The 25,136-nt window shown below is 64.5% G+C and carries 23 protein-coding genes, 1 tRNA gene and 1 pseudogene; 14 read left to right on the top strand and 11 right to left on the bottom strand.

The genetic code is table 11. The features are described 5' to 3' along the window. Window positions 1–11 precede the first annotated feature (11 nt). Window positions 12–389, top strand: coding sequence for a cupin domain-containing protein (locus tag BMF89_RS19635; RefSeq protein WP_078108724.1), 378 nt, complete (start codon window positions 12–14; stop codon window positions 387–389). A 141-nt stretch (window positions 390–530) separates the two neighbouring features. Here the strand turns inward: BMF89_RS19635 and BMF89_RS19630 are convergent. Continuing rightward, window positions 531–603 (bottom strand) — tRNA-Ala (locus BMF89_RS19630). 246 nt (window positions 604–849) lie between these two features. Further along, window positions 850–1,785 (bottom strand): NAD(P)-dependent oxidoreductase, encoded by a 936-nt coding sequence (locus BMF89_RS19625; protein WP_078108723.1) that lies wholly within the window; start codon window positions 1,783–1,785, stop codon window positions 850–852. On the opposite strand from BMF89_RS19625, the gene BMF89_RS19620 reads away from it, so the two are divergent. After that, window positions 1,776–2,474 carry a ScbR family autoregulator-binding transcription factor gene (locus tag BMF89_RS19620; protein ID WP_253190909.1) on the top strand — a complete coding sequence of 233 codons (699 nt, stop codon included), beginning with the start codon at window positions 1,776–1,778 and terminating at the stop codon, window positions 2,472–2,474. The two genes, BMF89_RS19625 and BMF89_RS19620, sit on opposite strands and share 10 nt — an antisense overlap. Window position 2,475: 1 nt before the next feature. On the opposite strand, the gene BMF89_RS19615 is transcribed toward BMF89_RS19620, so the two are convergent. Then, on the bottom strand, window positions 2,476–3,363 hold the full coding sequence (locus tag BMF89_RS19615; protein ID WP_171983565.1) for a ScbA/BarX family gamma-butyrolactone biosynthesis protein: 888 nt from the start codon (window positions 3,361–3,363) through the stop codon (window positions 2,476–2,478). 161 nt (window positions 3,364–3,524) lie between these two features. Between BMF89_RS19615 and BMF89_RS19610 the strand changes: the two genes are divergently transcribed. Together BMF89_RS19610 and BMF89_RS19605 are read left to right on the top strand one after the other, a co-directional pair. Next, on the top strand, window positions 3,525–4,142 hold the full coding sequence (locus tag BMF89_RS19610; RefSeq protein ID WP_078108721.1) for a TetR/AcrR family transcriptional regulator: 618 nt from the start codon (window positions 3,525–3,527) through the stop codon (window positions 4,140–4,142). A 76-nt stretch (window positions 4,143–4,218) separates the two neighbouring features. Next, entirely contained in the window at window positions 4,219–4,998 is a 780-nt protein-coding gene (locus BMF89_RS19605; protein WP_078108720.1) for an SDR family oxidoreductase, read from the top strand. Window positions 4,999–5,140: 142 nt separating this feature from the next. Here BMF89_RS19605 and BMF89_RS19600 read toward each other — a convergent pair whose 3' ends face one another. After that, window positions 5,141–5,926, bottom strand: a complete 786-nt coding sequence (locus BMF89_RS19600; protein WP_253190908.1) for a GntR family transcriptional regulator — start codon at window positions 5,924–5,926, stop codon at window positions 5,141–5,143. Window positions 5,927–6,084: 158 nt separating this feature from the next. Here BMF89_RS19600 and BMF89_RS19595 point away from each other — a divergent pair, with 158 nt between their 5' ends. The 3 genes from BMF89_RS19595 (at window position 6,085) to BMF89_RS19585 (ending at window position 9,453) form a co-directional block, all read left to right on the top strand. Continuing rightward, complete coding sequence (locus BMF89_RS19595) at window positions 6,085–7,518, top strand: MFS transporter (RefSeq protein ID WP_078108719.1); 1,434 nt, start codon at window positions 6,085–6,087, stop codon at window positions 7,516–7,518. A 37-nt stretch (window positions 7,519–7,555) separates the two neighbouring features. Continuing rightward, complete coding sequence (locus BMF89_RS19590; RefSeq protein WP_078108718.1) at window positions 7,556–8,533, top strand: nucleoside hydrolase; 978 nt, start codon at window positions 7,556–7,558, stop codon at window positions 8,531–8,533. Between the two features lie 80 nt (window positions 8,534–8,613). Further along, complete coding sequence (locus tag BMF89_RS19585) at window positions 8,614–9,453, top strand: PfkB family carbohydrate kinase (RefSeq protein WP_078108717.1); 840 nt, start codon at window positions 8,614–8,616, stop codon at window positions 9,451–9,453. On the opposite strand, the gene BMF89_RS19580 is transcribed toward BMF89_RS19585, so the two are convergent. Then, window positions 9,450–10,103: a TetR family transcriptional regulator C-terminal domain-containing protein gene (locus tag BMF89_RS19580; RefSeq protein ID WP_078108716.1), complete on the bottom strand. Its 654-nt coding sequence runs from the start codon at window positions 10,101–10,103 to the stop codon at window positions 9,450–9,452. The two genes, BMF89_RS19585 and BMF89_RS19580, sit on opposite strands and share 4 nt — an antisense overlap. Window positions 10,104–10,204: 101 nt before the next feature. Here BMF89_RS19580 and BMF89_RS19575 point away from each other — a divergent pair, with 101 nt between their 5' ends. Further along, window positions 10,205–11,251, top strand: coding sequence for an agmatine/peptidylarginine deiminase (locus BMF89_RS19575; RefSeq protein WP_078108715.1), 1,047 nt, complete (start codon window positions 10,205–10,207; stop codon window positions 11,249–11,251). After that, entirely contained in the window at window positions 11,248–12,969 is a 1,722-nt protein-coding gene (locus tag BMF89_RS19570) for an amidase (RefSeq protein WP_078108714.1), read from the top strand. Before BMF89_RS19575 ends, BMF89_RS19570 begins: the two co-directional genes overlap by 4 nt. A 4-nt stretch (window positions 12,970–12,973) precedes the next feature. Here the strand turns inward: BMF89_RS19570 and BMF89_RS19565 are convergent, their stop codons facing one another. The 3 genes from BMF89_RS19565 to BMF89_RS19555 form a co-directional block, all read right to left on the bottom strand. Continuing rightward, complete coding sequence (locus BMF89_RS19565; RefSeq protein ID WP_078108713.1) at window positions 12,974–13,345, bottom strand: sec-independent translocase; 372 nt, start codon at window positions 13,343–13,345, stop codon at window positions 12,974–12,976. A gap of 60 nt (window positions 13,346–13,405) precedes the next feature. After that, window positions 13,406–13,927, bottom strand: coding sequence for a hypothetical protein (locus BMF89_RS19560; protein WP_139359750.1), 522 nt, complete (start codon window positions 13,925–13,927; stop codon window positions 13,406–13,408). A 139-nt stretch (window positions 13,928–14,066) separates the two neighbouring features. After that, on the bottom strand, window positions 14,067–14,681 hold the full coding sequence (locus BMF89_RS19555; RefSeq protein ID WP_216353855.1) for a cadmium resistance transporter: 615 nt from the start codon (window positions 14,679–14,681) through the stop codon (window positions 14,067–14,069). Window positions 14,682–14,756: 75 nt separating this feature from the next. On the opposite strand from BMF89_RS19555, the gene BMF89_RS19550 reads away from it, so the two are divergent. The 4 genes from BMF89_RS19550 to BMF89_RS19535 all read left to right on the top strand — a co-directional run bounded on the left by BMF89_RS19550 (window position 14,757) and on the right by BMF89_RS19535 (window position 21,557). Beyond that, window positions 14,757–15,608 carry a phosphotransferase gene (locus tag BMF89_RS19550; RefSeq protein WP_078108710.1) on the top strand — a complete coding sequence of 284 codons (852 nt, stop codon included), beginning with the start codon at window positions 14,757–14,759 and terminating at the stop codon, window positions 15,606–15,608. 206 nt (window positions 15,609–15,814) lie between these two features. After that, window positions 15,815–16,471, top strand: a complete 657-nt coding sequence (locus BMF89_RS19545) for a hypothetical protein (protein ID WP_078108709.1) — start codon at window positions 15,815–15,817, stop codon at window positions 16,469–16,471. Beyond that, window positions 16,471–18,090, top strand: coding sequence for a DNA polymerase Y family protein (locus BMF89_RS19540; RefSeq protein WP_078108708.1), 1,620 nt, complete (start codon window positions 16,471–16,473; stop codon window positions 18,088–18,090). Before BMF89_RS19545 ends, BMF89_RS19540 begins: the two co-directional genes overlap by 1 nt. Before the next feature lie 35 nt (window positions 18,091–18,125). Further along, entirely contained in the window at window positions 18,126–21,557 is a 3,432-nt protein-coding gene (locus BMF89_RS19535) for an error-prone DNA polymerase (RefSeq protein ID WP_078108707.1), read from the top strand. Here BMF89_RS19535 and BMF89_RS19530 read toward each other — a convergent pair. Both BMF89_RS19530 and BMF89_RS19525 read right to left on the bottom strand, forming a co-directional pair. Beyond that, window positions 21,550–22,299: a ThuA domain-containing protein gene (locus BMF89_RS19530; protein ID WP_078108706.1), complete on the bottom strand. Its 750-nt coding sequence runs from the start codon at window positions 22,297–22,299 to the stop codon at window positions 21,550–21,552. The two genes, BMF89_RS19535 and BMF89_RS19530, sit on opposite strands and share 8 nt — an antisense overlap. Further along, window positions 22,299–23,402: a Gfo/Idh/MocA family oxidoreductase gene (locus BMF89_RS19525; protein WP_078108705.1), complete on the bottom strand. Its 1,104-nt coding sequence runs from the start codon at window positions 23,400–23,402 to the stop codon at window positions 22,299–22,301. The genes BMF89_RS19530 and BMF89_RS19525 overlap by 1 nt, the downstream gene beginning before the upstream one ends. A gap of 176 nt (window positions 23,403–23,578) precedes the next feature. Here BMF89_RS19525 and BMF89_RS19520 point away from each other — a divergent pair, with 176 nt between their 5' ends. Continuing rightward, the gene (locus BMF89_RS19520) at window positions 23,579–24,703 is read left to right on the top strand and encodes a LacI family DNA-binding transcriptional regulator (protein ID WP_078108704.1); all 1,125 of its coding nucleotides are present in this window, start codon (window positions 23,579–23,581) and stop codon (window positions 24,701–24,703) included. Between the two features lie 71 nt (window positions 24,704–24,774). Here the strand turns inward: BMF89_RS19520 and BMF89_RS19515 are convergent. After that, window positions 24,775–25,136: pseudogene (locus tag BMF89_RS19515) on the bottom strand (DUF3417 domain-containing protein); the annotation flags it as partial.

Here is a 25,136-nt window from a genome sequence, read left to right as displayed (position 1 = left end):
GTGAGCAGATCATGACCGTCAACCTCGTCACTCAGCTTGAAGTAAAGTCGCACAACTCCCCTGATGAAATTCGCCGCCCGGACAAAACCGTGGTGGAAAACGTCACCGTCGGTGACTACACGATCGGCCGCCTCAGCTTCGAGCCAGGCTGGAGTTGGTCGGACTGCATCAAACCGGTGGTCCACACCGATTCCTGCCAGCTTAACCATGTGGGTTACTGCATTGCCGGTTCATTGGAAGTCGAGACCACCGACGGCAAGAAGATCAGCATCTCCAAAGGAGATTCATACACCATCCCACCGGGACACACTGCCTGGGTTGTAGGCGACGAGACCTACTCGGCCATCGAGTTTGTCAGCGCAGCAGAATATGGAGTCAAGCCCGACTAGCACGGACCCAACTAGCTCGCAGTTGATGTCGTTTTGAGGGCTGAAAACGACATCAACTGCGAGCTAGTTGGGCAGACCAGGCGTTTTCCACGGAGAGACGAAAAAGGGAACCACCCGCTCGGGTGATTCCCTTCTCTTCGGTGGAGCTGAGGGGACTCGAACCCCTGACCCCCTGCATGCCATGCAGGTGCGCTACCAGCTGCGCCACAGCCCCAAACTTTGCCCACAGGGACTTCCATCCCCGCCGGAGCAACTCGTCAATACTAAACCACAACGATGTGAGATAGGAAATCGAACCCGGCGGCTTCGGGACAGATGAGGTGCGGTCGATTGCCCGGCCGCACCTCCCCCCATTCCTGCCCTTCAGCTTGTTGTCGCAATCGCAACGAGCCACTGGATTGAAGTCTAGGGACTGGAAGGCCAACAAACAAACCGTTCAACCGGTTTATGACCGACCGGGTCACCGGGAAGCTTCATAGGAAGAAGCAAATTCGCCAAGGGCGCTGCGGAACGTTTCCGGTTCGCGCCCGGAGATCCGCCAAAGGCGTTCAGAGGAGTACCAGTGATCCTTCGTCACCAGGTCAATCTGATGGCCGCTGAATCCGGCCGCGCGCAAGGCCGAGCCGGCACGTTCGTCATCACCCAGGAACCTCGGGTATTCCACGCCGCATACCCGGGCAACGCTTTGCAGGAGAACTGACACAGGAACCGGTTCCGGATATGCGGCGTGGAAAGCCTGTCCGGGTTGCGGAGGGGCCAACGCGAGCCCGGAAAGCAGCCTTCCGAGCGCCTCCACGCCGATGAGCGAAACCAGCGCCGATCCGTCGCCTGGCCAGCCTCCAGCCACATTCATCAGCTTGAGCAGGCCCGGGACAAACCAGCGGTCTCCCGCACCGAACACGAGGTTGGGGCGGACAACTTCGCCGCCATAGCCGAGAACCAGCTGTTCGGCAACGGCACGGCTGGCACTGGCAACAGATGCCGGCTGATAATCCACTTCAGATTCAAGGATGCCGCGGTGGGGCCCGCTCCCGTAAACACTGCAAGTACTGACATAGATCAGTCGGGCTACCCCGGCTTCCCGGCACTGCTCAACGACATGAGCGGCGCCGGCCTCGTTGATCGCATAGGCCAGACGAGGATCGGAGCCCACATAGGATGCGGCATGGATGACAACATCCGTATCGCGCAAGAAAGGGATCAGGCTCCCCGGGACGGAAATGTCGGCGGTCGCGATGGTAGCGTTATTGTTTCGTAGTCTTGCAACCGGTTTTCGCGAGAGTGCCACAACCTGCGCCCCTCCGGACCCGGCGAGTGAGGCTACAACCCGACTTCCAATGAAACCCGACGAACCCAGGACCAGAACCCGGGGCACATGGTCAACACATGTTGACATCGCACCCACAGGTCCCCCGGTCCGCCAGCTTCATGTACTCAAGTATCCCGGACGCAGAAACCGGAGAGGTCTCCACGCGGATCATGCAACAACGTGCCAAAGCCACCCGAACGGCAGTCATTGAGGGTGCAGCGTCGATCTTTGAAGAGGTCGGCTATGGGAATGCGAGCCTAAGCGACGTCACTGAGCGCGCCTCGGTCACCAAAGGCGCGCTCTATTTCCATTTCAAGTCGAAGGAAGACCTGGCGCTGGCCGTCATAGCCGAACAGCACAACATTGTGCGTGTCGCTGGCGAGAAGATCGCCTCCGCCGGCCTGCCGGCACTGGAGACGATGATCGCCATGTGCCGCACGTTCGGGCAACAGCTACTCGACGAGCCTGTGGTCAGGGCCGGCATCCGGCTGACATTTGAAGCTTCGGCGTTCAACGGAGACGTCAAAGGTCCGTACCAGGATTGGGTCACCACCATGGAGATGCTGACGCGCCAAGCCCAACTCGAGGGTGACGTGCGGCCCGAGGTTGATGCCGGCGACTTCGCACGGTACCTGGTGGCGTCTTTCACTGGCGTGCAGATGGTCTCCAATGTGCTGACGGAACGACGCGACGTCCTCAAACGCATTGAGGACATGTGGCGTTTCATGATGCCGGCCATTGCGCCGATGCACAGGCAGGGCTCGGAGACTCCCTGAATCAGCGTGGCTCTTTGACCCGGGCCAACAAGGACACCAGGGTCTCTCCTTCGTGCAACAACCGGACCTTCACCACGCCGCGCCCAATATTGGAGTCGAGCTGTGTCACCGCAACATCCACGGGATAGCTGAACTCGACCAACCTCATGAATTCCGCCTCAAACAGGGCAAAATCGGCATCCGGCCGGGACGTCGCCACCCGCACAGCCTGCCTCGCGGCCTCCACCAGCAGCATTCCCGGGACGTGGTCGAGGGGATGGTCAAAGAAGATCGGATGCGTTGGATCGACACGCAACGGCCAAATGAGCGGGCGGCTGCTTTGCCCGAGCATCACGTTCCGCTGGGTGGCATGCCCGACGTCGACACACGCCAGTAAGTCTTCGCGGGCGGTGGGCAGCCCGGTGCGGACCGTCCCGCGGAATCGCTCATACGTCACGGGATTCACAATGCGGGCCGCGGCCGCCCCTCCCCCTACGGGAGTGCCGTCAACAACGAACCGGGCGGACACTGTCAGCGCCGACAATTGCCCTCCACTGAGCTTCATATCCTTCACATCGAGCTCTACGGCGACCTGCGTGGGCACCAAGGGATCCAGGAGCGCGGCCTCCACCGAGATGCTCATGTACGGCATGAGGAACGTATGACTCAAGGGCACTCCGCACAAATGGGACAAGAAGATCACTGCCTGCCTCAAGGTCTCAGCCATCAGCGCAGAGTCCGGCGAACCGTCGGGCGATCCATAAAACACATGCCATCGCGGCCATTGCGCTCCCGCGACAAACCGCCTGGAGCTTGATTGGACAAAGTCGGTCAAGAAGACTTCCGAAACGGAGCGCTTATGAACGAGCTCCCGATTGACGGAAGCCTCGAAGAGCGCTTCATCGCGCATTGGGTCCCCCACTCCTCCCGGAATCTGCCAGAGCAGCACCCGCTGCTGTTGCGCCCCCATTAAATGCCCAAATCCTATCGGCAAGCCGTGCCCGTCGGATGATCGATGCCGGTGAACTACCCACATTGACATACCTACTGGTCGGTTTGTAGCTTGGTAGGGTGGAATCCGCAGACACAGGCAGCACACCCAAGGGCGCGGCCACCCGGAATGAGATCCTTCGGGTTGCCGCGGAGGTTTTTGCGCGCAAGGGCTTCGAGCAGACCCGGATGGACGACATCATCCGCGCAGTCGGGCTCACGAAGGGAGCCATCTACTTCCACTTCTCGTCGAAAGCCATGTTGGCCCAGGCCGTCGTCGACGAGCAGAAGGCACGGTGGCTGCTTCGCGTCCATGAGGAAATTCTCAGCAAGAACAACCCGCTCGAAGAGTTGCGCCATCTCGGGCAATTCATGGTCAGAACAGTCCTGAGCGACTCGTCCGCGTGGGGCGTGGTTCACTTGGCCAATCAACTGGCATCCACAAGCGAGAATGCCGGCGCCACCTCACCTCTGGCGGCATGGGTGGATCTTGTGGCCGGCATTCTTCAGCGGGGCCGCGCAAGCGGCGTCCTGATGTTTTCAGGGGATCCCGACGATGCGGCAACGGTCATCGTGGCCGCATTCGATGGGTTGAAGTCCGTTACCGACGCCCTTGGCCCGAAAGATCTCGACGCCTTCGAGCGACGGGCGGCCCTCCTCTTGGAACTGGTCGAGCGTCAGTTCATTTCCAGCCAGTAATGCGGCGCACCACGAGCCAAAGATCTCGACCCTTAGCCAAAAAACAAACCGCACAGTCAGTTTATTAGGAGTAGAAATGAACATTGCAGCCAAAACAGCCCTCATCACGGGAGCATCCACCGGCATTGGTTCGGTGTTTGCCCGCAGGTTGGCCGCCGAGGGCGCACGTTTGATCCTCGTTGCCCGCAGCCAGGACAAACTCGATGCACTTGCGGGTGAACTCCGCGGGCAGGGCACCGAAGTGACCGTCCTGGCCATGGACTTGAGCCTGCCGGACTCGGCAAAGGAACTCCAGCTCGCCACCGACGCCCTGGGGCTCAAAGTGGACATCCTTGTCAACAACGCCGGATTCGGAACACACGGACACGTTCTCCATGCAGACGCCGATCGCTACGCGGAGCAGATCCAGTTGAACTGCTCCACCTTGGTCGGCACCAGCACGCGCTACCTGCCCGGCATGGTGGAACGCGGGGCGGGGGCGATCATCAACATCGCGAGTACGGCCGCCTTCCAGCCGATACCCCACATGGCCGTCTACGGCGCGACGAAGGCCTTCGTTCTTTCGTTCACCCAGGCACTGTGGGCCGAGACGCAAGGCACGGGCGTGAAAGTGCTCGCCGTTTGCCCGGGAGCCACGGACACACCGTTCTTTGAAATCGCCGGTGAGTCAGCTGCCGCCGGCAACATGCGGACCCCCGAGCAGGTGGTAGACACTGCGCTGTCCGCGATCCGCGGGAACAAGCCGAGCGTTGTGGATGGCCGGCTCAATTCCTTTGTCGCGCGGGTGGCCGTCAAGCTCCTGCCGGAGAAGCTGGTGATCGCGGTCGCGGGACGGGCCGTGCGCCCGGCCAACTAGTCCCCACCGGCTCCCAGCCTTCGCAAGCTCAGGCAGGGACCCTCGCCGGCGTCGGCCCAGCAGTTGTTGTCGTTTTGGGTGCCCAAAGCGACAACAACTGCCAGTCAGTTGGGCTGCCACACGACAATGGGCAGCCCTGCACTTAGGTTCCCTGGATGATTCCAATCTGGACTACGCCGGTATTGACCAGCGTCTTCGCCAGGTAGACAACCTGGCCTGAGTGCTCGACGGTCTGCGTCAGGATCAGCACCGGGTCCTTGGCGTCCAGCTCGAGCAACTCCCCTCTCGCGACGCCGGGGGTACCTGCTGCGATATCGGTCTCGCCGGGCCCGAAGGCCGGGCCAATGGCCGAGATCAAATTGGCCAACAGCGTCGCCCCTTGCCCGACGTCATCCACAATGGCCCGCGCCGCTTCAGGGTCGCGATCAACGAGACCCCCCTTGCTTGCCACGTGCTCCTGGACCAGGGCAATGGGTGAGCCATCCCGTGTGAGGACGCTCTCGAAGAACCAGGAGGCCTCCTCTTCCCGGATTCCGAGAGGCTCCGCGGTGAACACCGACGACGACGGGTGCAATACGTGCTGCGTACGGCTGACCTGGATAGCGGATCCGGCCTCGGCCAGAATCTCCTCCATGGGCCTGATCCGTTCAAGGCCAACCCGCGGCAGGCGGGTGGCGACAAAACGTCCGATGCCCCGGCGGGAGCGCACATATCCGTCTTCTTCGAGGAGCATCAACGCTTCACGGACCACCGTCCGGCTGACCTTCATCGCCGAACCCAGATCAGATTCCGAAGGCAGCAGCGAGGAAACAGGGAAATGCCCGGCCCTGATGGCGTTCATGATGCGCGAGTAGACGGCAACGCGGAGCGGGATGTTGGCAGTGGCATCCAACGGCTCCGAAAGAACGGCTTCAGCACTGCGGTCCAAGATGGCTCCCTTCGTCGATAGTGAGAGTTTACGCGATGGGTATTCCAAGCTTGTATAACAAGCGTGTATGATTCACATATAAGCCACCTTGTGCTCTGCGCCACACCTGCATTGAGCCGCCTCCCAAGCCGTTCTGTTTCAAACAAGGAAGTTTGTCCATGACAACCCAAGCCACCAGCACCGCAGGGCTCCCCGTTCGGCGAAAAGCAGCCCGAGTGCCCATACTCATCGCCACGCTCATCCTTTCGATCCTCAGCTACCAGCTCAACGCCAGCCTGTTCTCGGCCGCCCTGCCGGCCATGGCCGCCCACTTCCAGGAATCCACGGAAAACGTGGCCAAGGTCCAGTCGTTGTTCTTCCTGACCGGCGCGGTCCTGGGCATGGCATTTTCCCGATGGAGCGACTTCCTGGGACGCCGCCGCACCCTGCTGATCGTGCTCTCGATGATGTTGTGCGGCACCGTCTTGTGCCTTTTGGCACCGAACCTGACCGTTCTCCTCGCGGGCCGGGTCCTGCAGAGTGCAACCAGCGCCACGTTCACCATTTCTTTCCTGCTCTTGTCCGAGCGCTTCAGCAAACGCCTCTTCGGCATCTCCGTCGGTGTCATCTCGGCGGTCAACGGCGGCATCGGCGGGCTCGACGGCTTCCTGGGCGGTTTCATCACCGACACCATCGGCTGGCAATTCCTCTTTGTGCTGGTCCTCGGCGTGGGCGTGCTCGCGATCGTGCTGGTCGCCGTCGTCGTCCCGAAGCGAGCCGCCCGGACACGCGAGGGACGCATGGACTGGTGGGGCGCCGGTACCCTGGGCACGTTCCTGGTTCTCTTGAGCAACCTGATCGGGCAGGCTTCCACTTCGGGATGGGGCGATATCTGGACCCTGGGCTATCTCGCCGGCGCGGTGGTATCCGGGCTGGTGTTCGTGGCCGTGGAAAGGCGCGTTGCACGTCCACTGATCGCCATCGAACAATTGCGATCCCGCCAGGTATGGCCGGTTTTGGCAAGCACCGTGCTGACGCTTGCCGGCATCTTCTCGGCGTTGAACTTCACCGTGATCCTCCTGAGCCAGGACGCAAAAGCCGGATACGGACTGTCCGCCTCCATGTCTGCCCTCCTCTACCTGACGCCCACAGCCTTCGTCGGCGTGCTCACCGCGGTGTTCTCCGGCTGGTTCGCCCAGCGCATCGGCTGGTTCAAGGCCTTGCGGATCAGCAGCGGGCTGATCGTCGTCGCCGCGGTTGCGGTCGCAATCTTTGCCGCGGACCGTTGGATGGTGTTCGGCTTGCTGATCATCATGGGCGTCCTGTATCTCGGCCAGTTCCAGAGCACCGTCAGCGGCATCGCCGTATTGAATTCGCCCAAATCGGCTCCGGGTTCCGTGCCCGGCCTCAATGGAGCGTGCTTTGGAATCGGGGCCAGTGTGGGTATCGCCGTCGTCGCACCCGCCGTCGCAGCCGGAACCATCGCCGGCTACCAAACTGCCTTGTGGATCTCGGCGGGCTTCGCCCTCGCGGCCTTTGCCGCTTCCCTGATCCTGCGCCCTGTCGCCGCGAGCGCCGCAGCGGCGCCCGTCGTCGTCGTCTCCCATGCTTGATCCCGGACCCGAGTCACCCAACCCACGAAGGAGCACCATGACCACCACCACACCGCAGCCGTTTTACCTCGATTGCGATACCGGCATCGACGATTCCCTCGCCATCGCCTATCTTTTGGCGAGCCCCGAGGTGGAGCTGGCCGGGATCGGAACCGTCAGCGGCAACGTCAGCGCCGCAACGGGGGCAGTCAACACGTTGAACCTGCTCCATGCGGCCGGGAGGGCCGGGATCCCGGTCGCCGTGGGTGCGCACGATCCCCTCCTAGGAACGTTCGACGGCGGAGCGCCGCACGTTCACGGCGAGAACGGCATCGGCGGGGTCGTCCTGGAAGGCTCCGGGCTGACCTTCGAATCGGAGACTGCCGCGGAGATGCTGGTGCGGCTCGCCAACGAGCACCCGGGTGAATTGCGCGTCATCGCCGTCGGCCCGCTCACCAATCTGGCCCTCGCGCTGCAACTGGACCCGGAGCTTCCGTCGCTCGTCCGCGATGTCACGATCATGGGCGGAGCCGCGTTTGTGCCGGGCAACATCAGCCCCGTCGCCGAGGCCAACATCTTCAATGACGCCGAGGCGGCCGCCGTGGTGATGGAGGCCGACTGGCCGGTGACCATGGTTCCGTTGGACGTCACCATGAACCACCGCTTCGATGAGGCCCATCGTGCGGCCCTTGGGGCAGCCGGACACCCGGTGGCCGATGCGCTCTCCGGCATGCTCGTGCAGTATTTCGCCTTTTACAACACGATTTTCGGTGAGCATTGCGCCGCCCTCCACGATCCGCTGGCGGCGGCAATCGCCGTCGGCGCCCTGGAGCTCGACGACGCCCCGTACGTCGGAATTTCCGTCGACACGAGCACCGGCGAGGCCCATGGCAAGACCCGCTGTGAGCGGATCGACGGCGGAGACGCGGGCTCGCTGCAGGTGCCGGAACGGGCGTCCCGGGTTGTGCTGTCCGTCAAGGGCGACGCCGCCGCCCACCTCCTGGAACGGATCCTGTCCTTGCCGGCGGCGAACTGAAGGGGCTTTCGATGAACAAGGCTTCTGGCACGAGACCGGAAACCCGGCACCGCAATCCAGCACCACCCGAAGGACAGTCCATGCCCACCCCCAGCACGCTCACCGTCGTCGGCAGCCTCAACGTCGATCTCACATGCCGCGTCCACCGCCTGCCCTCCCCCGGTGAAACCATCGGCGAAGGCGCCCTCAACCGTCAACCCGGCGGAAAGGGCGGCAATCAAGCCGCGGCTGCCGCACGGCTGGGTGCCGCCGCGCGCATGGTGGGGGCCGTCGGCGCGGATCCGGACGGCCAGCTCCTGACAGAGGCCTTGGACCGTGCAGGGGTTGATATTTCCGCAGTGAAGCAGGTTTCCGCGCCGACCGGTACCGCTTTGATCGTGATCGACAGCGAGGGCGAGAACCAGATCGCCGTGGCTCCTGGAGCCAACGCCATGGTTTCGCTCGACCACGTCGATTTCTCAGATGGCGGGCCTGTACTCGCGCAGCTGGAGATCTCCGTCGACGCCGTGCTCGAAGCCGCTCGCCGCACGTCCGGGTTCTTCGCCCTCAACGCGGCCCCGGCACAGGCACTCCCGGGAGAACTTCTAGAGCGGTGCGAGCTGGTGATCGTCAACAAATCGGAGTACGAGCTCATCCCCGAGCTCCGGAGCGCCAAACGCGTGGCCGTGACCTACGGCGCAGGCGGTGCGTCGATGTACACGCGAGGGGTCAAGACCGCCCACGCACCTGCGAGCAAGACGAGCGTCGTCAACAGCGTGGGGGCCGGTGACGCTTTCTGTGCTGCCCTCGTGCTGGCACTCTCGTCCGGCCTCGATGAGGAAAGCAGCCTCGCGGCGGCCTGCGCGGTGGGGGCTGCCGCCGTCGCGAGCGAGCTTTCCCAACCGGAGTTCGAGCGGCTGGAACACTACCTGCGGAACTAAGAGTCCGGTCTTATGGGCGGGGCACCGCCCGGCAGCAGCGAACCGCGGGCCGCACCCACCATGCCTTCCACTGCGCGGGCCAGGTGCGTACCGCGGTCGCTGACGCCGTCCCAACGCACCAAGGCCTGGGCATTCAGCCCGTCCACCATGCCCAGGATCTGCCAGGCGACGGACGGAGCATCGAACGTCTCGAACTCACCGGCGTCGATCCCCGCTTCGACGACGCGCTGCACCACCGCCTGCCATGCATCCATCTGCTCACGGACGCAGGCTGCGAGCGCCTCGTTCCGGCGCCCCAGGGTCCACGCCTCCACCCAGATCGCCGTGACATCGAGGCGGCTGCCGTCCATGAGTGTTTCGAGGAGCATTCCGAGCTGTTCCAAGGGAGTCGGCTGCGTCTCTAGAAGGCCGGCAACCTCCTCGGTCTCCGCCGCCACAATGGTCGCGAAAATGCCCGCCACGAGGGACTCCACATTGGGCTGGTAATGCGCCACGAGGCCCGAGGCCACGCCCACCCGTGCCGCCACGTTGCGCAGGGTAATGGCGGAAAGCCCCTGTTCGAGGGCTATTTCCCGGGCGGCCTCGGCTATTTCGGCAGCGCGTTCGGCCGGCGTCTTCCGCGCGGCGCGTTTCTGTATGGTGCTTGACATCACAGACCAGTCTAAAGTAGCTTTCCAGTTATTGATCATACGATCAATAATAATTTTCGCCTCACCAACACTTTCACCTCACCAACACAGAGGAGGCTTCCATGGCTTGGAGAATGCCGGCCGAAACCGCACCCCATGAGCGCATCTGGATGGCGTTCCCCCGCACTGGTCTGACCTTGGGCGACGACGCCGCGTCGGCGGAAGAAGCGTATGCGGCATGGACCGCCGTCGCGCACGCGGTGTCCGAGTTCGAGCCCGTCACCATGGTGGTCGACCCCAGCGAACGGGACAGGGCCAGCCGGATGCTCGGCGCCGGGATCGAACAGCTTGAGGCGCCCCTCGACGAATTCTGGATGCGCGACGTCGGACCCACCTTCGTCGTCGACGACGAGCGTCCCGGCGTGCTGGGCGCAGTCGACTGGATCTTCAACGGCTGGGGCGCACCGGCCTGGTCCGAATGGCAGAAGAGCGCGGGCATGGCCCGGTTTGTCGCCGAAGCGTCCGGCGCGGAACTGGTTACTTCCTTGCTGGTCAACGAAGGCGGCGCCATCCACGTCGACGGTGAAGGAACCGTGCTCGTCACCGAAACCGTCCAACTGGATCCACGCCGGAACCCCTCCGCAGACAAGGCGCGCGTCGAAGCCGAACTGTCACGCACGCTGGGCACTACCCACACCGTCTGGGTGCCGCGGGGACTCACTCGTGACTACGAAGACCTCGGTACGCGCGGCCACATCGACATGGTGGCGACACTTCCTTCGCCAGGCCGGGTCCTGCTGCACTCGCAGACCAATCCAGGTCACCCCGACTTCGAGGTCAGCCGCACCCTCCAACGGTTCTTCGAAACCCAACAGGACGCCACAGGCAAGCCGTTCGAGATCACCTTGCTTCCCGCACCCGAGACCCTGCGCGATGACGAAGGCTTCGTCGATTGGAGCTACGTCAACCATCTCGTGGTCAATGGCGGCGTGATTGCGTGCGGCTACGGCGAAGAACGGGCCGACGCCTTGGCCGCGGACATCCTGGCCGAGGCGTATCCGGGCCGCCGCGTCGTCACCGTGGACGCCCGGCCAATCCTTGCCAGGGGCGGAGGAATCCACTGCATCACGCAACAGCAGCCCACGCTCACCAGGCCGGCTGCACGATGAGCCGCTTCGACGTCGTCGAGGCCTCCATTGCGCAGTTGCGTGCAGCGCTGGAGACAGGCGAGGTAACCAGCGAGGAACTCACCCAGGCGTATCTGGACCGCATCGACGCCTACGACCGCAACGGCATCAGATTGAACGCCCTGGTTGTGATGAACCCTGAAGCGCTCGCCGATGCCCGGGCCTCCGACGAACGCAGGGCAAACGGCAGCGTCCTCGGGCCCCTCGACGGCATTCCCTACACTGCCAAGGACAGCTACCTGGCCAAAGGGCTCACGGCCGCCGCGGGCTCCCCCGCCTTCGAAAACCTCATCGCCCAACGCGATGCCTTCACCATCGAACGCCTCCGCGCGGCAGGCGCTGTGCTGATCGGCCTGACCAACATGCCACCCATGGCCAACGGCGGCATGCAGCGCGGCGTCTATGGACGCGCCGAGAGCCCCTACAACGGCGATTTCCTCACCGCGGCCTTCGGATCCGGATCCTCGAACGGCTCGGGAACCGCGACCGCCGCGAGCTTCGGAGCCTTCGGCCTGGGCGAGGAGACCTGGTCAAGTGGCCGCGCACCGGCGTCGAACAATGCCTTGTGCGCCTACACCCCCTCGCGCGGAGTCATTTCAGTGCGTGGCAACTGGCCGCTGGTCCCCACCATGGATGTGGTGGTCCCCCACACGCGCTCCATGGCGGACCTCTTGGAACTGCTCGATGTCATCGTTGCCGACGACGCCGAAACCCGCGGCGACTTCTGGCGTGCGCAGCCGTGGGTGGAGGTCCCGGCCGCGTCAAGGGTCCGTCCGGCTTCCTATCCGGCGCTGGCACCATCCGACCTCGACGGCGCCCGCTCGCCGTTGAAGGGGAAACGCCTCGGAGTGCCGCGCATGTACATCAACGTAGACTTCGAGGCCGGTACCAGCGAAACTCCGGGCATCGGCGGACCCACGGGCCAACGAATCCGGACGCGCGATTCGGTGATGGACCTATGGGAGGCTGCCCGGCGCGACCTCGAAGCCGCCGGTGCCGAGGTGGTGTTGGTGGACTTCCCTGTGGTCTCCAACTACGAAGGCGACCGCCCGGGCGCACCCACCATAGCCACCCGCGGACTGGTGAGCCCGGAGTTCCTCCGGCGGGAAATAGTCGATCTCTCGGCGTGGGCCTGGGACGATTTCCTCTCGGCAAACGGCGACCCGGCGCTCAACAGCCTGGCCAACGTCGACGGCGGGGCGATCTTCCCGCACCCGGAAGGGGCGCTTCCGGACCGCTATGACGGTTTCGATGACGACATCGCCGACTATCCCGCGCACATCCGCGCGCGTCGGGTCGCGTCCGTCACCGACATCCCGTTCCTCGAAGAAGGCCTGCGCGGACTCGAAGAGACCCGGCGGGTGGACCTCGAGGAATGGATGGACGGTCTCAAGCTGGACGCCGTCATCTTCCCCGCCGCCGCCGACGTCGGACCGGCGGACATGGACATCAACGAATCCTCAGCCGATCTCGGCTGGCGCAACGGCGTCTGGGTGGCCAACGGCAACCTCGTTCCGCGGCATCTGGGAATCCCGACCGTCACAGTGCCGATGGGAACCATGAGCGATATCGGCATGCCCGTCGGGCTCACGTTCGCCGGGCGCGCCTATGACGACACCGCACTGCTCGCCTTGGCTGCGTCCTTCGAAGCGACAGGCGAGCGTCGTACCGCTCCCCCGCGCACACCGCGCCTCGACTGACGGATCAGGTGGACTCGTCGTCGAAAGGGGCCTTCTGCCCGGCCGCCAGCCGCATAACCGGGCGGGCGGGAGGCTGTACAGGATGCTGCATTTGGGCTGGGACGGAAGGCTCAGGCAGCGGTTCGTCCTCGAGGAGGGCTTCACGGATAATGCGGCGAGGATCGTATTGGCGTGGATCCATTTTCCGCCAATCGATGTCCTCGAATTCCGGGCCGAGCTCCTGCCGGAGCTTTTCCTGCGCGCCGGAGGCCATGCGCCGCAGTTCGCGGATGAGCCGCCCAAGCTTCCTTGCATACTCTGGAAGCTTGGTCGGCCCAAGGACCAACACGGCAATGATCAGGAGAAGGGCAATCTTCTCGACCGAAATATCGATCATGGCTCCATTCTAAAGCCACCACCCGGTGGTTCAGGGCGGTGCGGGGCTGGGTGGATCGAGCTAGGATATCGCGAACAACGCGACGGCAAGTCCGGCAGCCATCAGCGCCTCACGCAGGCCCTTCCACCGGGGAACGGCGTGCGATTTGCTCTCGGCCGGCATCGCGAAGGTGCCCAGCACCCACCCGGTGGCGGCGAAAATCATGAGCAGGGCGCCCATGATGTCGGCAAGGATGATGCCCAGTTGGTGGCCTGGATGATCCGACACCGATCCGGCTCCGCTCGACGCGGAAAGCAGCACCCAGCCCGAAAGCGCCGCCACCAGGGCACTGTAGATGGCGGACCATCGCCCTGCCTCGCCGGGACCCGAGCTCCTGTACACGATTCTGATGACGAAAAGGAGGAAGACAAGGCCAATCGCTGCTCCCAAGGGGACGACACCTAGCTGGGCCCATCCGAGCCCTACCGCCGCCATGGTTGCGGCCAATAGTCCCGCCGCGGCCGCGTCAATCCGTGCCGCCACACTCTTGGCCCGGAAGATGGCTCCGAACCCCAACACAGCCGCTGCCCCGAAGAGCACCACCAGAGCGCCTACAACAAACCAACCTCGGAACATACCCTGCCAATCCTCCTGCGCGCTTCCGGTTGAAACCCACCCGCAGTCATATCACTTCCGAATGGGAGAAACCTGCACGCTACGTGCAGATCACGCTACGTGCAGATCAAGGCTGCACCAGCAGGGCGATGACTCCGGAGCGGACAATGATGGTGATCCCGAGGGCGATGTACACCACGGGAATAACCCGGTTTCCAGCCCGGCGGCAGAGCTCACCCACCTTCGGGTGCGCGGTCAGCCAGAAGCCCGCTGCGCACCACACCGCCACCATCACCGCGAAGGTGAGCCCCGTCGTCGCCGAAGCCGCCGGCCCCAGCGAGCGGAAAAGCGGAATGTATACCGAGATGTTGTCTCCACCGTTGGCTACTGTCACCGCGACAACCACGGGCACGTTCAGCGAGCGCGGCTTCGGTGGATGTCCGGACGGGCGGGCGACCTTGAGCAAGGCGTAGCACCCCAAAGCAAGCGGTACCAGCCCGAGGAACCCCACCCACTCAACCGGGACCGGAGTGAGCGCCAATGCCGCCGCGGCCGCCACCACGGTCAGTATTCCGATGCCGATGTACTGGCCTACCCAGATTCTCCAGAGTCTTGGCAGCGTCCGGGTCCTGGCCGACAAGAAAAGAACGGACAAGACCAGGAGGTCGTCGAGGTTTGTCGCGGCAAAGGCTCCAGCCGCTGTCAGTACGGTGCCGCCCAGATCTTCCATCGCTGATGACATTACCGCTTGGAGCAGGCGCCCCTGCCCGGACCGCACCGGCTGGCGCCATCGACCGGGCCGTGGCAGCATCGGACGATGGATACCGATGCCCGTCCCTACGTCGAGTGTGGCCAGCCGGAACCTGCCGTTCCGCTCCTTGGCGGGGACGTGACGGAGGGGCTCGTCCGGGTGGGCGATACAGTGCGGCGCCCTGTGAGCGACGCTTCTCCGCGGGTCCGCCGCGTCCTGGATTTCCTCCAATCGGCCGGCTTCCAGGGGGCGCCGCGCTTCCTCGGCATCGACGAAAGCGGCAGGGACACCCTGAGTTTCGTTCCCGGCGACGCCGCCGGCCGCCCTTGGCCACGCCGGGTCGCCGACGAATCGAGCGCCATCAGCGTCGCGCGCTTGGTGCGGGCCTACGATGACGCCGTGCAGCCGCTTGGGGTACCGGACTGGGCGTACCCGCACGACGGCGCTGATCCCCTTGGGTGCCCCGGCTCGATCGCGGGACCGGCAACATTCCTCGCCCACATGGACATCACCCCGGAGAATGTCGTTTTCCGGGACGGCACCGCCGTCGCCCTGATCGACTTCGATTTGCTGCGCCCCGCGACCCGGGCTGAAGAAGTCGCGAACTTGCTCCTCTGGTGGGGCGCCTGGATGCCCGTCACCGACCGAGATCCCGTCATGCGCGGGGTCGACGCCGCCTCCCGTGCCGCCGTGCTGGTGGACGCCTATGGCCTGGGTCCTGCTGACCGCGCCAAGGTAGTCCACGTGGCCCGGAACGCCGCGGACCGCTCCTGGCATCTGATGAGGCACCGGGCGCTCACCAAGGGCGGCGGCTGGAAACGGATGTGGGACGAAGGCGTCGGGGACAAGATTCTTCGCCGCCAGGCATGGCTCGCCGAAAACGCCGCAGCTCTCCATGCCGCGATAACGAGCCGCTAGGCCTCGCTCCCACCCGAAAGTTCCTCCATGCACCCTGCCCTCGACAACTGACCAGTTTCGCCCCGGACGTTGTCGCGGCGACCCCGAACCACGCGCCCGGAAACAGGGAATCCGCGTCAAGAACGGTAGATCGTTGAGGGGGCCAACCCTTGGAGGGGGATCCGTTCCCGATTGACTCATTCGAATATATGTTCGAAAATTGAAGTATGTCTCCTCGCCTGTCTTCCGCATCGCCGGCTTCGCTGCGCGATGACTTGCAGGCGCAGATCCACCTCATGCAGGGCAAGCGAGGAAGCGAACGCTCACTGCCAGTGCTCCCCTCACTCAGCAGGCTCCTCCCGGGCGGGTTGCGCCCGGGTGCGGCCTACTCCATACAGGGATCCATGTCGCTGGCCATGGCCTTGTTAGCCGGGCCGTCACGCAATGGCTCATGGTGCGGGGTAGCCGGACTGCCGGACTTCGGAGTCGAGGCGGCGGCGGGTTTCGGCATTGCGCTCGACCGGCTGGTACTGGTGCCTGATCCCGGGACCAATTGGGCGCAGGTGATCGCCGCCATGGCGGACGTGCTCTCGGTGGTGCTTGCGCATGCCCCGGAAAGAGTCGCACCCGCCGAGGCTGCCCGCTTGGGAGCAAGGCTCCGGGAGCGGAGTGCCGTCCTTCTTGTCCTGGGACCATGGCCGCAGAGTGAAGCCGTCCTGCAAGTGAATGGATATGAGTGGGCAGGGCTCGGGCAGGGCCATGGACATCTCTCCAAGCAGGAGGTCGAGCTCGAGGTCGCCCTGCGGGGTAGTTCCCGCAGGGCCTCCGTGGATCTGACGGACAGCGCTCCGGTGGATCTGTCCCGCCATCGGATGGGAGCCTGATGCTGTTTCAGCTCGAAACCCCGGTGCGCGCCTTGGTGACATGGTTCCCGGATTGGCCCCTTGTCGCCGCCCGTTTGGCAGATGCCCTGCCACCTGATGTACCCGTGGCAGTCATAGGCAAAGGTGTCATAGCTGCTTGCTCCGCGGAAGCCCGGGCAGAAGGAGTGGTCCGGGGCTTGCGGCTCAGGGAAGCGCAGACCCGCTGCCCTGAGCTGGTGGTGTGTGCCGTTGATCCGGCGCGGGATGCGAGGGAATTCGAGCCTGTGGTCTCCTCCCTTGAGGAACGGACTCCTGGAGTGGAAGTGCTTCGCCCCGGCCTCTGCGCTATCCGGGCCAAGGGTGCTGCCCGGTATTACGGCGGAGAAGAAGCGGCCGCGGGTGCCGTGCTTGAATCGGCGGACCGCCTCGGCGTGGAGGCAAGGGTGGGGATCGCCGATTCCGTGTTTGCCGCCGAGCAAGCAGCCCGGAGCACCAGCGAACTCTCTGCCGTTCTTGTGCTCCCGCCGGGTTCTTCCCGGGATTTCCTGGCCCCCTTCCCGGTGGAGGTGCTTGGCCAGCCGAAGCTGGCTTCCTTGCTCAAACGCCTTGGCGTCTTCACTTTGGGGAATTTCGCCACACTTCCTGCTGCAGATGTCCGGGCCCGTTTCGGGGCTGCCGGAATCACTGCACACGCCCTGGCAAGCGGCCAGGATCCCCGCAAGGTGGTCCCCCGGACTCCCCCGCGGAAACTGGATCAACGGGCGGACTTCGAACCCGGCCTGGACCGGGTTGACCAACTCGCCTTCCAGCTCCGCGCCACGGCAGACGCCTTTGTAGCCGGGGTGCAGACGGAAGGCCTGGTCTGCACGGAGCTGAGGATCCTCATCACTGACGAAGCCGGGAGCCGCTCCGAGCGGACGTGGGGCCACCCCCGCCACTTCACGGCCAGCGACGTCGTGGACAGGGTGCGTTGGCAGCTTCAGTCGCAGCCCCCTGCCCAGGCCAGCGATAAAACAGCCGACGGCGGAACGCACGACGCCGGCATGGCCCGCGGCGGGCTGTCGTCACCGGTCGCGCGGGTCGAGTTCGTCCCCGTCCGGGTGGATTCCATCGCCCATCATGGGCGGGCGCTCTTCGGAGACGGAGCCGAGGAGCAGATTCATCATGGACTCAGCCGGATCCAAAGCATGCTGGGACATGAAGCCGTCGTAGTGCCCGCGATTTCCGGAGGCCGGCTGCTGGCCGAACGGCGCCGCCTGGTTCCTTGGGGAGACGCCTTGCCCACGGGAGCGGCCGCCCTGGCCACCAGACCGTGGCCCGGCAGGATTCCAGACCCGCAGCCCGCCACGGTGTTCGCTTCCCTCATCCCTGTCCTGCTTCTTGATGCGAACAAGGAAAAAGTCCGTACAGACCACCGTGGCGGATTGCTTGCCCCGCCCATGTGGTTCTGTCCCGGAGGAGACCCTGCACGACGCCGGCTGGTAGCTCAGTGGGCCGGCCCCTGGCCGCTGCGGCAGAGATGGTGGGACGCCGACCACCGCCTCGAAGCGGACCGGTTCCAGCTTGTGGACGGAAACGGAGAGGCGTGGCTCCTTCTCCTGGACGAGCAGAACTGGTGGGCAGAGGCCCGCTACGACTGAACACCAGACACTGAACTTTAGGCAGGAAGACAAAGATGGCTTGGAACAACCCGTCGATCCCATGGTCGGAGTTCGAACGCACGCTCTCAGACCGGCGCGTGCCGGAGATCGGCAAGGCCAAAGGAGACGGCGGCGACAGCCCCGCCTGGTCGAGGAAACGCGGGCCTTACCGTCCGGTCCCCCTCGATCCCGCAAGGGTTGTGTCCAAGGCGGGTGCCGGCGTCGTGCCCTATGCCGAACTGCACGCGCATTCCCACTACAGCTTCCTGGACGGCGCCTCGTCACCCGAGAAACTGGTTGAGGAGGCAGTCCGGCTTGGCCTCCATGCCCTCGCACTGACCGACCACGACGGCTTCTACGGGATCGTGCGAATGGCGGAGGCCGCCGAAGCCTACGAGCTGAAAACCGTGTTCGGCGCTGAGCTGTCGCTCGGGCTCAGCAAACCCCAACAAGGCGAAGCCGACCCCGAAGGCGACCATTTGCTCGTCCTCGCACGCCAGGAAGAGGGCTACCACCGCTTGGCAGGGGCGATGACCGCCGCGCATCTGGCCGCCGATGCCGAGAAAGGCCACCCCATCTATGACCTCGATGCGCTGGCGCATTCCCTGAAGGACCACTGCGTGGTGCTCACCGGATGCCGCAAAGGCTCAGTCCGGAGGGCCCTTATGCGCGACGGCGAGCAAGCAGCCGCCTTTGAGGTGGACGCGTTGATCGAGAGATTCGGGCGGGAAAACGTGGTGGTGGAGCTCTTTGATCACGGGAATCCCCTCGACAGCAGCCACAACGACGCCCTCGTCCGGATTGCCGAGCGCGCAGGCCTGCCTTTCATCGCCAGCAACGCCGTGCACTATGCGTCCCCGGAGGGATTTCCGCTGGCAACTGCCATGGCGGCTGTCCGGGCACGCCGCAGCCTGGAGGAGCTGGACGGTTGGCTGCCCGCAAGCAGCGGCGCCCATGTGCGGAGCGGTTCCGAGATGGCAGCACGGTTCGCCCGCTATCCCGGCGCGGTCGAACGGACCGTCGAAATCGCTGACGAGCTTGCGTTCCAGTTAAGGGCAGCCCGCCCGAAGCTCCCCAAGCTTGATGTCCCTGCCGGGCACAGCCTCATCACCTGGCTGCGGCAACTTGTCGAAGAAGGCATCAAGGACAAATATCCGGACGCCGACGAACGGGTCCATAGCCGGATCGAACAGGAACTCGCAGTCATCGAGGCGAAGAACTTCCCCGGCTATTTCCTGATTGTGCACGACATCGTGCAGTTTGCGCGTTCCCGCGGCATCCTCTGCCAAGGCCGGGGTTCCGCGGCCAACTCGGCCGTCTGCTACGCGCTGGGGATCACCGCCGTCGACAGTATCTTCTACAACCTTCCGTTCGAGCGTTTCCTCTCCAGCCTCCGCGAGGAAGAACCGGATATCGACGTCGATTTCGACTCGGACCGGCGGGAAGAAGTCATCCAGTACGTCTACCGCAAATACGGACGATTCAACGCGGCCCAAGTAGCGAATGTCATCAGTTACAGGCCGAAGAACGCCGTCAGGGACATCGCCAAGGCGCTCGGCTACAGCCAAGGCCAGCAGGACGCGTGGTCCAAGCGGCTCGATCACTGGGGGGATCTCAGCGACGGCAAAACCAACAACATCCCGGCTCCGGTCCTGGACCTTGCTGACCAGATACTGGGCTTCCCCCGGCACCTGGGCATCCACTCCGGCGGCATGGTCCTCACCGAACGGCCTGTCGGCGAAGTGGTACCCATCGAGCGTGCCCGGATGGAAAACCGGACAGTTCTGCAATGGGACAAGGACGATTGCGAATGGATGGGCCTGGTCAAGTTCGACCTCCTCGGCTTGGGCATGCTCGCCGCCCTGCAGTACTCCTTTGATTTGATCGACAAGCATTTCGGGGAGCGTTGGACCATCGAAACCATCCCGCGGGAAGAACCGGCCGTCTACGACATGCTCTGCCGGGCCGACTCGATCGGGGTCTTCCAAGTGGAATCACGGGCCCAGATCAGCACGCTGCCGCGGCTGAAACCGAGGGAATTCTACGATCTGGTGGTCGAAATCGCGCTGATCCGCCCGGGTCCCGTCCAAGGAGGCGCCGTCCACCCGTACATCCGGCGCCGCGCAGGCACGGAAAAAGTCACGTATCTCCATCCATTGCTGGAGCCAGTGCTCAAGCGGACCTTGGGTGTGCCCTTGTTCCAGGAGCAGCTCATGCAGATGGCGGTGGCCGTGGGCGGCTGCACTGCCGAGGACGCGGACCTGCTCCGCCGCGCGATGGGCTCCAAACGGGGCCGGGAGAAGATCGAGTCGCTCGAGGCCAAGCTCTATGCGGGAATGGCGGCCAACGGGATCAGCAAGGACGACGCCGACGCCATCTACGGCAAGATCCAGGCGTTTGCGAACTTCGGCTTCGCGGAATCGCATTCCTTGAGCTTCGCGGTGTTGGTCTACGCAAGCTCGTGGCTGAAGCTCCATTATCCCGGCGCATTCCTCGCGTCCCTGCTCCGGGCGCAACCCATGGGCTTCTACTCTCCGCAAACCCTCGTGGCGGATGCCCGCAGGCACGGGGTCCAGGTGTTGCGCCCGGATGTACTGCATTCCCTGGCCGAGGCGACCCTCGAAGTGCTCGACGAGGCTGGAAGAGCTGAAACGGGACAGGTGGGCGGCATGGATTCCTGCCTGGACTTCCATCAGCCGGAGATCGGCCTCTTCCAGCGGGATCGACCACGCGAAGACCACCTGCACCGGCGGGATGGCTCACGCGCTGTGCGGTTGGGGCTCGACGGCGTCACGTCCATCGGCGCCGAGGTGGCGAAGCGCATCGTCACCGAGCGCGAGGAACATGGCGCCTACCGGGACATGGCCGATCTGTCCCGCCGCGCAAGCCTCAGCGCGGACCAGCTGGAGGCACTCGCATCCGCCGGCGCACTCGATTCGCTGGGGATGAACCGCCGCGAAGCACTGTGGCAGGCCGGCGATGCCGCGCTCGAGCGGGAAGGACAGTTGCCAGGGACCCATGTCGCCGTCCAGCCGCCGCTGCTGCCTGAGCTTTCCCCCCTGGAAAATGTTGCCTACGACATGTGGGCCACAGGCATCAGTACCGATGACCACCCGATGCGCCATGCGCGCGGAAACCTGGATTCCAGGGGGGTGCTGCGGGTGGACCGGCTCTCCCAGGTCGAGTCCGGCACCCGTGTTGAAGTGGCCGGCGTCGTGACCCACCGCCAACGCCCCCAGACCGCGCAAGGGATCACCTTCGTCAATCTGGAGGACGAGAGCGGCATCCTCAACGTCATCTGCAGCGTTGGCCTCTGGAAGAGGCATCGCCGCGTCGCCCGCGAATCATCCGCGTTGATCGTCCGCGGGTTCCTCGAACGATCGCCGGAAGGAGTCACCAACCTCGTGGCGGACAAGCTGGAATCCCTGGTCCTGGCAGCGAAGTCCAACTCCCGGGATTTCAGGTAGCCAGAAACCAGTCCCGGGCCGGGTTGCTCACTGCCGGGGCATCCCGGAACTGATCGGGCTGCGCCACCCAGCCCACGCCGTTCGCGATGACCCTCTGGATCTGCGGCTCGTGGTAAACGGGGTACTCCTGGTCACCGGGGCTGAAGTAGAAGATCCGCCCCTTGCCGCGGGAGAACGTCACGCCGGAGCGGAACACCTCCCCGCCTTCGAACGAGCTGATGAAGATCAGGTCGTCCGGCTCCGGGATGTCGAAGAGTTCGCCGTACATCTCCTGTTTAGGGATCAGGATAGGGCTCTCGACGCCGGCCGCGATCGGATGCGATGGCTTGACCGTCCACACCAGTTCGCGTTCGCCGTCGTTTCGCCATTTGAGCGAACACGTGGTGCCCAGCAACCGGGTGAAGATCTTCGCGAAATGCCCTGAGTGCAGCACCACGAGTCCCATCCCGCCGAGGACGTGACGCTGGACGCGTTCCACAACCTCGTCGCTCACCTCGTGGTGCGCGATGTGCCCCCACCAGAGCAGGACGTCGGTGGCCGCAAGAGTTTCCTCAGCCAAGCCGTGTTCGGGATCGGCGAGGGTCGCCGTCGTGATGTCGGCATCCGGGTAGAAGCCCTGCAAGCCCGCCGCGATGGCACCGTGGATGCCGTCCGGGTACATGTCCGCCATGGTGTCCGGTTGGTTGCGGGCCTCGTGGACGGCTTCGTTCCAGACGACGATCTTCAGCTTCTTGTCGGTCATCAGAGCACCACTTCGCGTTGTTCGACGGCGGACTTGTAACAGGCATCAAGGATGAGGGCCCGGCTCAGCGCAAGCGAGCCGTCGTGCAGTCCCCACACAGTCTCCCCACCGCGGACCGCGGCGATGAAGTCGTCGACGACGGCCTGGTGGGCAAGGCCTGGGATCGCTTCGGGCTCGTAGTCGGCGTTTTCGCCGTCCTTCTCCGTGAAGATTCTCAGGCTGCCGACCGGCTGAAGCGGGGCCCCGACGGCGCGCAGTTCGGCACCGCCGTCGGTCCCGTAGACCGTGAAGTCGAGCAGGTCGTCCACCTCGCGGTAGCTGGCCCAACCCGCCTCGAGGATCAAGGTGCCGCCGCCTTCGAGCCGGATGAAGGCAGTGGCGAAGTCCTCCACGTCGAACTTGTGGCTCGCGGGACCTGCTGTGTAGCGGGCACTGCCGCCACGGCCCAGCGGCCCCAGTTCCGAGTGCGTCTGCGCCGAAACGGACAGGACCTTGGGCTCGCCCAATAGGTAGAGCGAGTAGTCCAGCACGTGGACTCCAATGTCAGCCAGTGGACCGCCGCCGGCCAGCTCCGGATTGGTGAACCAGCTGCCCAGGGTAGGAATGCCGGCGCGGCGCAGCCAGGAACCCTTGGCGTAGTACGGACGTCCGAGTCCGCCGTCGTCGATGATGCTCTTGAGTTTTTGGATGTCGCCGCGGCGGCGGTGGTTGAACGCAACATCCAGGACGCGGCCGGCCTTCCGGGCCGTCTCGACCATGGCGCGTCCTTCTTCACCGTTGCGTGCCAGTGGTTTTTCGCTCAGCACGTGCAGTCCGCGCTCCAGGGCTGCTATGGAAATCGGAGCGTGCAGGAAGGTCGGAACGGCGACACTGATGGCATCCAGACCTTCCAGCCCGATCATGTCTTCCCAGCGCGCGAAAGCATGCGGAATGTGGTATTCCTGCTTCATCTGGGCGAGGAGATCCTCTTCCATCCCGGCGACAGCGACGATCTCCACACCGTCGATGGCGCTGTAGGCCTTAAGGTGCTGTTGACCGGCCCATCCGATGCCCACAACGCCCACCCTGAGGCGTGCTGCCGTTGCTTCCTGCTGAATGCCCACGGAATTCCTGTCTTTTCACTGATCTCGGGTTGGAGCCAATAAATACGCTTTCATGGGCCTCAGAGGGCGTCAATCGCTTAAGCGCTTCGACTTTTTCGCCGCTTCCGGATCCGGGCACGCCACGAACGGCCACGGAGCGGCATGCCCCTAGACTGGGGGCCGGAAAAGGAGTCGCCATGGCCAGGAAACCAACAATCTACGACGTCGCCGAGCGCGCCGCCGTCTCGATTGCGACGGTATCGCTCTCCTTCACCCGGCCGCACCGGGTGCGAGAATCCACCAGGAAACTGGTGATGGACGCCGCACACGAACTCGGATACCTGCCCAGTGCCAGCGCCAGGGGCCTGGCCCGGGGGAAGACGGGAGCAATCGGCCTTTTCTCCTACGACTACTTCAACCGTGCAGGCGCCGGAGCGGCCCGCGTCCACGGCGAGGCGGACGCGCTCCTGCCCCGGGATCTGTTCTCCGACGACGCCAATGACGAGTTTCGCCTCTTCCCGCTTTATCACGACGAGGTGCAGCGCGGCGTTGAAATGGAATGCCGCAGGCGTGGCTTCGTGCTCATGGTGGGCGAGGGTGGTGGCGGCAGATCCGAGGCGGACATCAACGACATTGCCGGCCGCGTGGACGGGCTGGCGGTGTTCCCCAACACGTTTCCGGTCGAGGTCCTGCGGCGGATCGCCGAACGGATTCCCGTAGTGGAGCTGGCCGAACCGCCGGAAGAGACAGGGCTGAACAGGGTCTCCGTGGAGAACACAGCAGGCATGCGGCTCCTCACGAACCATTTGATCCACCACCACGGACACCGGGCCATCACCTTTGCCGGCCCGTCCGGCTCGCCGGACCGTGAGCAGCGCTTCGCCGGGTACGTCCAAGCCATGGCAGGGGCGGGGTTGGACACCCAAACGCTGCCCGCGCCGGGGCGGGACGCGCGCGGTACGTTGAACTCCGGGGTCAATCTCGCCGAAGACGCGGACGCGACCATCCAGCGATTGCTCTCAGGGGCCGCACTTCCTGACGCCCTCGTCTGTTCCGTCGATGCCGAGGCGCTCCTGTTTCTGGATGCCCTGGAACGGGCCGGAGTGGACGTGCCGGGACGGATTGCCGTGACGGGTTTCGATGGCTTGGCGGCCGGCCGCGTCAACCGCCCCACGCTCACCACCGTCAGGCAGCCCATGATCGCCCTCGGACGCGCCGCTGCCAGCATCCTCATCCACCAGATCGCCAATCCCGGATCCGCGCCCGTGGCCCAAGAGCTGCCCGTGGAGCTTGTGGTGCGGGAAAGCTGCGGTTGCTGCTGACTCCCGCTGGGCGGGCACCGCTTTAACGAAACGCGCCCCCGCTGCCCGAACGGCAGCGGGGGCGCGCACTTTCAGGCGTTCGCGATGAGCCCCAGTTCGGCCTTCGAGGCCAGGGAGGGGTGCTTCGGGAAGACCCGGACGGTGTAGCCGAAGGATCCGGAGCGGTTGATCAGGATGGACCCGGTGAACAGGTGGCGCCCGTTGCCGAGGTCCTCCGTTTCGGTCAGCTCGACCAGGGCAATATCCTCCAGCTCGTCTCCGTCCTGAGCCCGCCCATACGCCACCTCAACCGACACGTCCTCGGGCGTGAGTTCGTGGAGGGCGATGTAGGCGTTGACCTGGAGGGTGTCGCCGATCTGGGGTTCTTCGGAGACGCCCACGGAGTCCACGTGTTCCACGATGAGCTGCGGCCAGGCGTCGCGGACCTTGCTGG

The sequence above is a fragment of the Arthrobacter sp. SRS-W-1-2016 genome, from assembly GCF_002009585.1.
GTDB lineage: Bacteria > Actinomycetota > Actinomycetes > Actinomycetales > Micrococcaceae > Arthrobacter > Arthrobacter bambusae_A.
This window is presented reverse-complemented; position numbering and strand designations above follow the sequence as displayed.